This window comes from Chloracidobacterium sp., assembly GCA_015075585.1.
GTDB lineage: Bacteria > Acidobacteriota > Blastocatellia > Pyrinomonadales > Pyrinomonadaceae > OLB17.
This window is the reverse complement of record JABTUB010000001.1, coordinates 1,666,439-1,678,589: the sequence shown is the minus strand read 5'-3', so window position 1 is coordinate 1,678,589 and position 12,151 is coordinate 1,666,439. Positions and strand designations below refer to the sequence as shown.

The following is a 12,151-nucleotide window of genomic DNA, read 5'->3' as shown; positions in this document are numbered from 1 at the left end:
CTTCTCTCAATGGATCGGTGAGTAAGTACGATTGTCGATCTGCGACGAAAGCTCTTTTATCAGTTCGTTCTTCGGGTTTGCGGCCTTGAGTTGGTCAAGAACCTTCTTTGCAGAATCGAAGTCCGATTGCCGTATGAATGTGGATGTCAAGAACTGAAGAGCCCTTTCCTGCTTCGGGTTGATCTTGATCGCTTTTTGAAATTGATCTGCCGCTTGTTTGAGATCCGGAGGTTCGGTCAAATAGTATGTCAAAGCCATGTCCGTGATCACGTCGGCATCGTCCGGTTTGACGGCAAGTGCTTTCTGATACGCATCGCGAGCGGCTAAATAGATCTTCGGGTCCTTACGAAAAAACGCAAGGTCGAACTCGGCATTGCCAAGGTCGACAAGCACATCAACATCCTTTGGATCAAGCGTATTTGCACGTTCGAGTAAGCGTTTGCCTTCCTCGATCAGGGTAACGTCCTTTTTCATCGCTGCAAGGCGGTAAATACCTCGGCCGAGATTCTTCTGGAAAACAAGATCCTGCGGATTGGCGTCAGCCTCTGCGATCTTTGCGCGTATCTCGTCATCGGAAACGCCAAGATCATTCCCGCCGCCCGACGTATTAGCATTGCCGCCGCGGCTGTCGAGTTGGGAGCGTAGCGCGTTGATGGTGCTTCTGTTCAGGTTGTTGGCAAGCAAAAAACCGCCCGCAAGGCCAATGACCAACGCGATTATACCGACGACTGTAACCTTTGAATTCACGGCATCAGTTTAACATACGCCCGCAGGCAAGAAAAAAGCCGCCCGCGATAACGGACGGCCGGTTAAAAAGTGTCAACTGTCGTTATTTCTTTTCGCCGCCGGAAAGGAAAGGCAGATCTTCAGCACGCCTGCGGATCGGCGGATCCGTTTCGCGGCGACGCGGGATCGTCGCGCCCGCCCGCCGGTCCACGCTTCCTGCCGGCAGCCCCTTGCCATGTACTGCCTCAATTAGTATGCGTGTTATCTCTTGTGACAAGGTGCGGTGTTCGCCGGCCGCCCGACGCCTCAGAGATTCTTTCAGTTCGCTGGGCACATAAGCCCCGATAAACACACCTTTGCGATTAGCCATAATTTACGACGATTCTCCAATCAAAATTTGGGTTCTTCAGAAATACCATTAGCGATGAGGCCCGCCTATAAGCCGAATTTTGTGCCTGTTCGCACAGGCGGCGACCATTCGTCTAGGCCGGCGGTCACCCGCCTGCTCAAGCGATCTACCCGGAACCTGCGGCTGCCCTGGAGCAACGCGCGTACGAGCCGTACGAACGACAGGGTTCCCTATTTGATCTTGCACCACGAGGAGTTTACCCGGCCGCGAGTGTTGCCACACGCGCCGGTGAGCTCTTACCTCACCGTTTCACCCGTAACCCTTGAAAGGGCCGGTTTGCTTTCTGTTGCACTTGTCGTCGCAGTTAGGTGCAGGACGTACCCGCACTTAAATGCGCCCGGACGTTATCCGGCTCGCTGCTCTATGGTGTTCGGACTTTCCTCTCCTGCATATCGCAGCAGCGGCCGCCCGACGAGCCTCATACTAAGGCTTAAAAAGTATAACAAAAACTGTTCAACATTGAAATACCGGTTATAAGTCATCTCCCGATCAATTCGATTATGTTGCCCTGCCTGATGATAGGGTCGGCAATTTTCCCCGAGCTCAATGTCTTGAGATCGATATCGATCGCAACAAGCTGGCCGGATGCATCGCGAAAGCTGATCCTCGCGGTCTTGGCTTTATCACGTACTCCGCCGGATGCAGCCAGAACTTGCGACAAGGTCATTCCTTCGTAAAGTTCCTTTCGTCCACCTGAAACGATCTGTCCGGCCAGATAGAAGTAGCCGGTAACCCCCGGATTCGTGCCGGCGGCAAATTCGATCTGGTCGCCCGGGAGTATCGAAAAGTTGGAGTTTGCGTCAAGGTCCAAGGAGTATATTTGTAGGCTGCCGTCAACCACGCGGCTCACCTTCGCGATCGCAGCACGCGGATGGGCCATTGCGGTTGCCCGTACAACATAGAGCGGAACTGCATCGCGCCGAAGATCCTGTGCTCCCGGAGCGGCGACAAGCCCCGAAACGATGATCGCATGGCTTCCCGATTCGCGGAGGACGACCTTCACCTTTGGGTTATTGAAGAGCCGAACCCGTGATTCGATCGACCGTCTCACATCATCAACATCGCTTCCCGCGACGAAGACCTTGCCTCCGGCAAGCGGAAAGTCAATAGTGCCGTCTTCGGTTATCGGGAAATTTCCGCGAAGCTTTGTACCATTGAGAAATTCAATGTAAAGCACATCGCCGGTTCCGAGGTGATATGATGCGGTCGGGTCAGCATCCGGCACGCGCGAGGTCGGCGTCTTTCCTAACTGATCTTTCGGCTCGGTCAGTGAAATTCGGTTCGCGGCAGGCTCGATCCTGATGGTAGGTGCCGACATTTGTGCTGACAAAGCTCCGTCATTCGCCCCTGATTGAGCGGCGACAGAGGCCGGCAGGGCCATGGCCGCAAGCACTACAAATTTCAGCACTCGGTTCATTTCTGATCACTGCCGATCAACCGGCAACTATTCGTATAAACAACGAAGTCCTTGATATTTCTAAATTTTTGAAGAGAAAGACCTTTCAAACGGGCGAGTGCTCGGGTGCGTGAGGAGTAATTCCGGCCAATACTTAGCGTAGATCTTGCGAAGTTCATCCTCGACCTCGCCCGCTGTTCCGAGTGTGCATAACGGAGCGATCAGTTCGGCGGCCTTTTCTGAATCTATTGAGCCGATGATCTCAGCGACGCCCGGCATCGAAGAAAGGTTCATGCTCAATTCGCGGGCGCCAAGTCCTATCAGTATCGGTACGTAATAGGCCGCGCCGGCCATTTCGCCTCCGATCACAAGCGGCGTTCTTGACCTTCGAGCCGCTGAAACGACGATCTGTATCGCCTTTAGGACAGCCGGATGCAGCGTCTGATACCAATCCGCAACCGCCTCATTATCACGATCGACGCCCAGGAGATATTGGACAAGATCATTTGTACCGAGAAATCCAAAGTCCGCCGCCGCCAGCATCGCGTCGATCGTCAGTACGGCCGACGGAACCTCGATCATCGCGCCGAGTCTCGGGCACTCGCCTTTAGCTTTGCTTGCGCCCAAGGCATCGATCTCGTCGGCAAGGATCTCACGAGCCCGCATTACCTCATCGGCGCTCGAAACCAACGGCAAGAGTATGTCCACGCATCCGCCCGCGCTGATAAGAGATCTAAGCTGTATTCGGAATTGCCGTTCGTGTTTAAGGCTGAGGCGGATCGACCGCAATCCTAATGCCGGGTTGCGTTCACGGCCGGCGCGGGCCGGCAAAAGCTGGCCCATATTTAAGTCGAACGTTCGCACGCACACACGCTTTTCACCCGCGAGGCCGACTATCTTGCTGTAAACGTCGATCTGTGTTTCTTCACCGGGATAGCGGCTTGCGATATTGAAAAGGTATTCACTCCGGATCAGGCCAATTGACGAAACCCCTGCGTCGATGGCTTGTCGGCATTTTTCAATATTGTCAACATTTGGCGCGATGGTTACCGATACACCGTCAGCCGTTGTGATATGCCCGATCCCTTTTTTCAGATCCTTTCGAGACGGCAGGTCATAGTGCTTCAGCCGTTCGACCGTATCGGCCGCAGGCTCCTGTATCACTTGTCCCAAAAGGCCGTCAACGGCAACCATTGAATCGTTCGGGATGCGTTTTAGAGCGTTGCGAACGCCGGAAACGACCGGTATGCCCAATTCGCGTGCCATTATGAACGAATGAGATGTCCAGCCGCCGATCTCGGTGACTATGGCCTTTGGCTCGTGTTTCGCTAAATTGAGGATCGTTGAAGGGCGAAGTTCCCGTGTGATCACGACCGCATCTTTCGGCGGTTCCGGAGGCTGCCGGTCGTCCAAGAGTGCCGATATCAGATGGTCAATTACATCATCAAGATCGGCAAGGAGCGACCTGAAATGCTCATCTTCGCTTGATCTTAGCCGTTCTCGGTATTCGGCGGCCGCTTCGTTGACGGCCCATTCACTATTGCAGGACTCATCGGCTATGATCTCTCTGATCCGCCCGAGCAAGGATGAGTCATTTATGATCGCGCGTTGGATATCGAATATCTCCGCGGCCGGGTCCGGCCGTTTGCCGTCGGAATGCGCGGCAAACTGATCGAGCTGGTCGAGCACTTCCTTGACCGCATCATCGAGCCTTTCGATCTCTCTATTTACGGGTGCCGGCCTGCGACGGATCGTCTCGAAACGGCCATCGGTGAGGCAAAAAGCCCTCCCAATGCCGATGCCGCGTGAAGCCACTCGGCCTTCGATCCGTATCTCACGTCGCGGTGTCGGATCGGGCATCATTTCACCATTTTCGATGTTCGCAGCCGAAAAAGCCAATTAACTTCCAAAGCTGAAACCGCCGCCGCCGCTGCTTTGCGTCGGGAAGAAGGGTTTGAGCAATCCGGCAAACGCCGCCAGATTGCGGGTTTGGATCAGTATCTCGCCGGGGCCTTGAAATTCTGCGACCAAACCTTCGCCGCTTACAAGGCTTCGGAAAAAGCCGCTTTTCGCTGCTTTTCGCAGGTTGTATTGCATCTGTGCTTCCCACGCGACCAAATGCCCCGTGTCAACAACATACAATTCGCCGGGCCTCAGGGTCTTTCTGTGGATCGAGCCGAATGACGAGACGAGCAGAAGGCCGGTTCCGGATATCTTGAGTACGAAGAGGCCCTCGCCGCCAAAGAACGACTTTGCACCGCCGAATTTTGTATCAACGATAAGCGAGGTGTCACCCGCCAGATATGAACTCGACTGTACGCAGAATGCTTGGTTCTGCATCTCGATACCTGCAACGTCACCCGGTGCACCCGGAGCGAACGACACTTCGCCGGGACCGCCTTTGGCCGTAAATGTTGAAACGAAAGCCGATTCTCCGCCGACCGCACGTTTGAGAGCACCGAAAACGCCGCCTTTCATTTCGGAATAAAGATCGACATTCGCTGACATTGAGACCATCGCACCGGCTTCCGCACAGATCGCCTGCTCCGCGGCGAGGTTTACGACCGCGAGCGCGAAGGCGCCTTGGTGTTCGATCGCCCAAGTATAGCCGCGTCCTTGACCGCGACCGTCCGAATCGAACTGAAAGGCTCCGGCGGCAGGCGGCGGTGCGGTCGCCGGTTGGGCCACAGGCTGCTGGGAGGAAATCGTAAATCCGCATGAACCGCAAAATTTTGCACCGTCCATAAGGCTCATGTCGCAACGCGGACAATTCATAGTTAAACTCCTTTATGGTTATCCAGTAAGATCGAGCACGCCTCAGCGGCATCGTTGGCGAAGGTCAAGAATGACAGGTCTGCGTCGGAGACAACAAGATTATCCTGCCAAGCTTTTACGACGCCGTGCCAACAGTCTCCCACGAGAATTAGCGGCCTCTTTTCAAGCACACCTGTTTGCAGTTTGTTCCATACAAGCGAGACCTCGGTGACGGTGCCCATTCCGCCGCGAAAGGCAACAAAGCCTATAGATCGGGTTATAAGGTTCTGGAGCCGGTCATAAAAATGATCGGTCGCAACCTTGTCGGTCAGAAAGCGGTTCGGCTCGTGCTTGAATTGATTCATCACGATGCCGAGCACACGGCCGCCCCGTTCGCGAGCTCCGCGTGAAGCCGCCTCCATCACGCCTAAATAGCCTCCCGTACAGATCGTAAGTCCCGCATCGGCGAGACGTTCGCCCAATTCCTTTGCTTCGATGTATTCCGGTGCGTCGGAACGACACTTGGAGCCGCCGAAGATGGTTATGATCCTTTCAGTCGGGTTTTCGAGCATATGTTCGGGTTCGCTGCTGCTTGCGGCAGGGACAGTATAGCCGAGTATCGCTTCCCGGCCAAACACTCAAAAAACAGCCTAAGCAGCATTCTCCGGTGCCGTGTTCCCGGCGTCAATGATCGCCTGCTTAGTGTTTGTGAAGAATAAAATGATGCTTCCGATAACAAAGAAAGCGATCAGGCAAAGGATCGCGGGCCGATAGGAATTAGTGAGCTGAGCGACAAGGCCGAATACCAACGGCCCGATCCACGATGTGCCGCGTTCGGAGATCGCATAAAGCCCGAAAAAGGCGGATTCGCGGCCCTTTGGGATCATTTGGGAGAAAAGCGACCGTGAGAGAGCCTGCGAACCGCCGAGCACGAGTCCGATCGCCGCGCTCATTATGTATGCTTCGGTCGTGTTTTCGAGAAATCCGTAAGCATAAATAACGATCAGCGACCAGATAGCCAGCGATATAAGAATGGCCGTCTTGGTCGATGTGAAGTTCGCGATCCGCTCGAATAGAAGCGCCCCGATGAACCCGAATATCTGTGCGAGAAAGAACGCTATCAGAAGCACGATGCGGTCCGTCTCGATGCCGCGTGATTCGAAGAGTTCCTGCGAAAGAAAAACGGCCGACATCGCGATCACGGTCTGAATGCCGTCATTATAAAGCAGATAGCCAAGCAGGAAATGGAATGTCCGCTTAAGGCGAAAGAGTTCGCGAAATGTGTCTGTCAATTCTGAGATGCCGATGGCAAGATAGCTTTTGCCTGCGGGAGCTTCGCGTGCGGGAAGGCGAGTTTTTAGCAAAAGCAGGGTAAAGATCGAAAAGCCGCCCCACCAGATACCGGCCGCCAAAAAGCAAAGCCGCTCGGCCTCGACCCTGCTTAGGCCGAACCTTTCGGCGTTGTACAGTATCAGAAAGCCGACGATCAGCGTTGCTATGCCGCCGAGGTATCCTGCGGCAAAGCCCCAACTGGAGACCTTGTCGCGCATATCCTCGGTCGTGATATCACTCAGGAACGAGTTGAAGAACACGATCGACGCACCGGCTCCGAGGTTTGCCAGAATAAAGAGCAAGGCGCCGAAAAGGTAGTGCCCTTCACCGGCAAAGACAAGAAGAGCACAGGCGAACGCACCGAGATAGCAGAAAACCGCGAGAAATGTCTTCTTGAGATGCGTGTAATCGGCGATCGCACCGAGGGTAGGCAAAAAGAAGACCTGCAGGAATACCGAAATGCCGACCGAGTAAGAGTACAGTGATTTTGCCGTTACCAGTCCGTAGCCGCCGAACGATAAGATCGCACCGTTATCACCGACGCTCCGCTGAGCCAGTGATGTAAGATATTCGCCGATCAGAACGCCCAATACGAGCGTAAAAAATGAGTGATTAGCCCAGTCGTAACACAGCCATCCAAAGATCTCTCGTCGGTCGTTCTTCATTCGTCGGTTTTCGGCTGAGCTCAAGATCTCAGGTTCAGGAAGCTAAGCGTACGATAGAACGAAGTGTCGGGGTTTGTCCAATTCTGCATTGTTCGAATTTTGCGGCAAGCCGATCTCTTCCGTATTTTGCTTTGACACGGATACCTTTCAGTAGTAAATTCACTTTGTAGAAAGTTTAGATTCCGGCAATTACGAGCTTGTTTGTGATTTCCGACCATGGTTTGAGAGTAGAAGGAGTCGGTAGCGGTCTATCGATGGCCGATACGGCGAACTAATATCTTTGGAGGGTGAGTTTATGTATCTGTTTTCTAATTTGAACAAGAGTTGGCGAAAGACAGCCTTCTCGAATGTTTTTAGGGCAGCGTTCGTCGCTTCGATAGTGGCGGCGTGTGTCTTTGCCGTAAGTGCTCAGGCGATTACTGAGGGCTTTGATGATATTACGACACTTCCGGGCAACGGCTGGTTCACAAAGAACAACAGCTCTCCGGTTGGTACTACGAACTGGTTCCAGGGCAACGCCACCGTGTTCCCGTCGCAAGGCGGTGCTACAACAGCGTATATCGGAGCCAACTTCAATAATACCGCGGGGACGGGAACGATCAGCAACTGGCTGTTGACGCCGGTTCGAACGCTTAGCAACGGGGATGTAATGAAGTTTTGGACGCGTGGTGTTGACGGTGATCCGTATCCCGATCGTATGCAGGTGCGTATGTCTTTGTCCGGCTCGAGCACTGATGTCGGAACTTCGGCAACGTCGGTCGGTGTTTTTACGACCCTGTTGTTGGATATTGACCCGACCTATTCAGGTACATACCCCGATATTTGGACGGAATACACCATTACTGTCAGCGGTCTGTCGGGTCCTACAAGCGGGCGATTTGCTTTCCGTTATTTCGTCGAAAACGGCGGGCCGACGGGAGATAACTCGAACTATATCGGCATAGATACGTTCAGCTATACGCCGAACGCGGCACCTGCTAATGTTCAGCATGTACTTGACTTCAACGGCGATGGCAAGACGGATTGGACCGTTGTTCGCAACACGGGCGGCGGAGCCAACGGCCAGGTAACTTGGTTCTACAACCTCAACGGAACGGCTACGACCGAAGCGAAATACTGGGGCTTGGCATCAGATTCCTTCGTAAGCGGTGATTTTGACGGCGACGGCAAATCGGATCTTGCAGTGTGGCGATCGGGTGCGCCGACCGTTGCAGCGTTTTACGTTCTTAACAGCACCGACTTTACGGCACGGGTCGAAGCCTTCGGTCAAACCGGAGACGATCCGACGGTCGTCGGCGACTACAATGATGACGGCAAGACCGACCTCGCGGTTTATCGCGATGGAGCGAATGCGGGGGATGCGAGCACGTGGTTCTACCGCACGACTCCGGGCGGCCCCGTGACGTATCAGATTTGGGGTATGAACGGCGATTTCCCGGCACCGGGCGATTATGACGGCGACGGAAGGGCGGACTTTGTTGTTCAGCGTAACAATGGCGGCGGTCAAGCCCGTTTCTGGGGTCTGTTCACCAAGGGTGTTGCTACAGAGGTCTTTGGCACACCAACTGACACCATCGTGCCGGGCGACTATGACGGGGATGGAAAAACCGACTTAGCCACTGTGCGTGGTGTCGGAGGGGCTCTTCAGTGGCAATATTTGTCGAGCCAGAGCGGCACCATCTTTTACAATACGTTCGGTTCGACTGCAACGGACTACCCCGTGCAGGGCGACTATAACGGCGACGGCAAGACCGACATAGCGATATGGCGGCCGAGCGCGACGCCCGGTGCATCTGCTTTCTGGGTTCTCAACTCAGGCGGCTCGGTCAGCGGCCAACCGTTCGGTGCGAGCGGGGATTACCCGGTCGCGACCTACAACTCTCATTGAGCTTACGTTCGATAGACGGAAAAGGCCGCCAAGCGAGGCGGCCTTTTTCGTTTGCTATCAGCTTGTGTGAATTGCCGTGTCCGCTCGTATCGCTTAAAGTATTCTTTTAAGCCGTCTCGCGGCGGATAGATACTCAATGAAAGCAATGATCCTCGCGGCGGGCTTTGGCACGCGGCTTTTTCCACTCACCATCGATCGTACAAAGCCGGCGATACCGTTCCTCGGCAAGCCGCTTGTAGGCTATGTAGCCGAGTACATTGCACGCTTTGGCATCACGCAATTCGTCGTAAATCTGCATCATCAGCCGCATTCCGTTATCGAAGCGTTGGGCGACGGGAGCACATTCGGGGTCGATATCCGCTATTCGATCGAGGAGCCGGATATTCTCGGCACTGCGGGTGCTCTTCGGCACGCACATTCCCTGCTCGGTGATGAAACATTCCTGCTTGTGAACGGGAAGATCATCACGGATATCGACATAAGTGCGGTTATTGAGACACACAAGGCGTCCGGTGCTCTTGCCACGATGGTGCTCAAGGAAAATCATAAACGCGAGAAGTTCACCGTCGTTGAGACCGACGGCGCATTTATAAAGCGATTCGGACCGCATGCGACACCCGTAACCGAAGCCGAGTTGCGCGATGTCGAGCACGACATACCCGTGCCGCTTATGTTTACGGGCATTCATGTGGTCGAGCCGCAACTGCTTGACCTTATTCCCGATAACAGATTCTCCGACATTGTTACGGACGTCTATATCCCGATGCTTCACGGCGGCGAAAAGATCGCGGCACACGTCGCCGAAGGCGAGTGGTACGAACTTTCGACGATCCCTCGCTATCTCGACATATCACTTGCGATGATGAAAAGCGGCAATGTCCACTTCGGCCATAACTGCACGATGAACGGCACAACGAACGTAAAGGATTCGGTGATATGGGATAACGTCACCATCGGCGACGGCGTCAGCCTCTATCGAACGATCATTGCCGATGATGTCGTCATCCCGGATGCTGAACACTTTGAGAATGCGGCCATAGTCCGCGCCGACATGGTCCGAGGCTGCAGTGAGATCCCTGAAAGGGCACTTCGCGGCTACGTGCAGGGAGAAAACTACATAGTTCCGCTGAATTAGGCTTTAGATATGGAAGAGTCGCCGCTAGAAGAAAGGCTCCGGCAGTTTCTTGCCGCTCGAAACGTCACATCGCCTATCCGGCCGCTCACGGCGGATGCTTCGACGCGTGAATTCTTTCGCATCGAATGGCAAGGCACGACGGCCGTCGCCTGCGTATATCCCGAACCTTTCGATCCGGCCGAGCAGCCTTACATCGATGTTACGCACCTCTTCCTTGCAGCCCATCTGCCTGTTGCGGGTATTTACGATGTTGACGGCGGCCTCGGCGTTATCATCCAAGAGGATCTCGGCGACAGGATACTTCGCGATGTCCTGATCGAGAAAATGCACACCGAGGACGAACGCTCGCTCCGTGAGGCGATATCGCTGATCGCACGTATTCAGACGGCAACCGAGCTTGCGTATGAGATGAATTCCGTCGCGTCGAGGCTAAAATTCGATACCGAAAAGCTGCTGTGGGAGCTGTCGTTCTTTAAGGAGCACTACTTCACGACGTATCGAAAGACGCCGCTCGACGAAAGGACGGATCGGCGGCTTTCGGAGGAATTTGCCGAACTGTCGCGGCTGCTCGAAGGCTATGCGAGCGTGTTGTGTCATCGCGATTTTCACGCCGCGAATTTGATGATCGACCCGCAAGGCAAGATGCGGATCATTGACCATCAGGACGCACGTATCGGTGCGCCCGCTTACGACCTTGTCTCGCTTTTGCTCGATCGGATAACGGAACCGCCGTCACCGGAATGGCTTGCCGAGAAGCGCCTGTATTTCCTTGATATGCGGCGCAAGTTCGGGCTGCCGAAGATCGACGAAGGCGACTTTGCGTATCAGTTCAGGCTTCAGACGCTGCAGCGATGCCTAAAGGCCGCCGGGACATTCTCCTATCAATCGGCTATGCGCGGCAAGGCATATTTCGAGCCGTTCATTCTGCCGATGTTCCGTATCGTATTGCGGTCGTCGCGAAATATCAGCGGCTTTCCCACGCTTATCAGTGTTCTGGAAAAGGAACTTGCGGCCCATTCGGCTGACATCCCGAATTGATAGACGAATTAGCCGCCTACATATAAAGCAATGTGCAGACACACACGCGGATATCCGCCGAATTATTTATGAAGGTCATATACATCGTTGTTATTACACTGGTTCTCAGCATTGCAGCGGCCGCGCAGACGGGTAAGTTCAAGTGGGAAGACGAACTGTGCGTTCACACCGGCACCTATAACTCCAAGAGCTACACCAAGACGCAGCTTTCAGATACGCAGAGGCTGGTCAAAGGCGAGTTGTCGGCGATCTTTGCGTCTGCGATGGTATTCAAATACGCCGACATCGCTTCGATCGATGTGGCAGCCATTGATGCCGAGTACCGGCAGAAATCGGAGACGCTCAAAGCCCTAAAGCTTGTGCCCGGCAAGTATTGGGAGGAACTTCGCCAAAGCGAGATCCGCGCCCTTGAGGAAAGGTATCGGCTTGAGCGGGCAACGGCTCTCGGCTATTCGGATCCGAAGGTGCTCCTAAAGTATGAAGGCGCTGACGCCTGCAAGGCCGCCTATGTAGAACCGCTGATAAAGGGCGGCGATGCTATGATCAATGCGTGGCGTAAGCTGAATCTCGAACAGCAGAAGAAAAATGCCGACCCGAAACGGCTCGAACAGGAATTCAGAACACAGAGTACGTCGCCTGACAAGGGAAACTATGCGCTTGTCGAACTGGTAACATTCGGCTGGACAAATTGTGCCAACGATCTTACGCACAGCGTTGACGCTGTGTCCGACGGAACGGCTGCCGGCCGGTTCCGAAAGCTTTTCACCAAGGTAACATCGCGCTGCGATGAACCGTAGATTTGCGGAGC

11 protein-coding genes and 1 other RNA gene are annotated in these 12,151 nt (G+C 54.3%); 4 read left to right on the top strand and 8 right to left on the bottom strand.

Features of this window, described 5'->3' with window-relative positions; all coding sequences use genetic code 11:
• Positions 1 to 6: 6 nt before the first annotated feature.
• The 8 genes from HS105_07740 to HS105_07705 all read right to left on the bottom strand — a co-directional run bounded on the left by HS105_07740 (position 7) and on the right by HS105_07705 (position 7,282).
• Positions 7 to 747, bottom strand: coding sequence for a tetratricopeptide repeat protein (locus HS105_07740; protein MBE7516482.1), 741 nt, complete (start codon positions 745 to 747; stop codon positions 7 to 9).
• An 82-nt stretch (positions 748 to 829) separates the two neighbouring features.
• A complete protein-coding gene (locus HS105_07735; GenBank protein MBE7516481.1) occupies positions 830 to 1,096 on the bottom strand; it encodes a hypothetical protein in 267 nt (88 codons plus the stop codon).
• Between the two features lie 52 nt (positions 1,097 to 1,148).
• Positions 1,149 to 1,555, bottom strand: an RNA gene (gene rnpB / locus HS105_07730) — RNase P RNA component class A.
• Between the two features lie 58 nt (positions 1,556 to 1,613).
• Positions 1,614 to 2,552, bottom strand: a complete 939-nt coding sequence (locus HS105_07725) for a polysaccharide biosynthesis/export family protein (GenBank protein ID MBE7516480.1) — start codon at positions 2,550 to 2,552, stop codon at positions 1,614 to 1,616.
• 60 nt (positions 2,553 to 2,612) lie between these two features.
• Positions 2,613 to 4,430 carry a phosphoenolpyruvate--protein phosphotransferase gene (gene ptsP / locus HS105_07720; protein ID MBE7516479.1) on the bottom strand — a complete coding sequence of 606 codons (1,818 nt, stop codon included), beginning with the start codon at positions 4,428 to 4,430 and terminating at the stop codon, positions 2,613 to 2,615.
• Positions 4,431 to 5,276: a TIGR00266 family protein gene (locus tag HS105_07715; protein ID MBE7516478.1), complete on the bottom strand. Its 846-nt coding sequence runs from the start codon at positions 5,274 to 5,276 to the stop codon at positions 4,431 to 4,433.
• 32 nt (positions 5,277 to 5,308) lie between these two features.
• Positions 5,309 to 5,923, bottom strand: coding sequence for an LOG family protein (locus HS105_07710; protein ID MBE7516477.1), 615 nt, complete (start codon positions 5,921 to 5,923; stop codon positions 5,309 to 5,311).
• A 12-nt stretch (positions 5,924 to 5,935) separates the two neighbouring features.
• A complete protein-coding gene (locus HS105_07705; protein MBE7516476.1) occupies positions 5,936 to 7,282 on the bottom strand; it encodes an MFS transporter in 1,347 nt (448 codons plus the stop codon).
• 295 nt (positions 7,283 to 7,577) lie between these two features.
• Between HS105_07705 and HS105_07700 the strand changes: the two genes are divergently transcribed.
• From HS105_07700 to HS105_07685, 4 genes are all read left to right on the top strand, one after another.
• Positions 7,578 to 9,170, top strand: coding sequence for a VCBS repeat-containing protein (locus HS105_07700; GenBank protein ID MBE7516475.1), 1,593 nt, complete (start codon positions 7,578 to 7,580; stop codon positions 9,168 to 9,170).
• A gap of 136 nt (positions 9,171 to 9,306) precedes the next feature.
• Positions 9,307 to 10,305 (top strand): NDP-sugar synthase, encoded by a 999-nt coding sequence (locus tag HS105_07695; GenBank protein ID MBE7516474.1) that lies wholly within the window; start codon positions 9,307 to 9,309, stop codon positions 10,303 to 10,305.
• Positions 10,306 to 10,314: 9 nt separating this feature from the next.
• Positions 10,315 to 11,343: a phosphotransferase gene (locus tag HS105_07690; protein MBE7516473.1), complete on the top strand. Its 1,029-nt coding sequence runs from the start codon at positions 10,315 to 10,317 to the stop codon at positions 11,341 to 11,343.
• A 68-nt stretch (positions 11,344 to 11,411) separates the two neighbouring features.
• Entirely contained in the window at positions 11,412 to 12,140 is a 729-nt protein-coding gene (locus HS105_07685; protein ID MBE7516472.1) for a hypothetical protein, read from the top strand.
• The last annotated feature ends 11 nt before the right edge of the window (positions 12,141 to 12,151 follow it).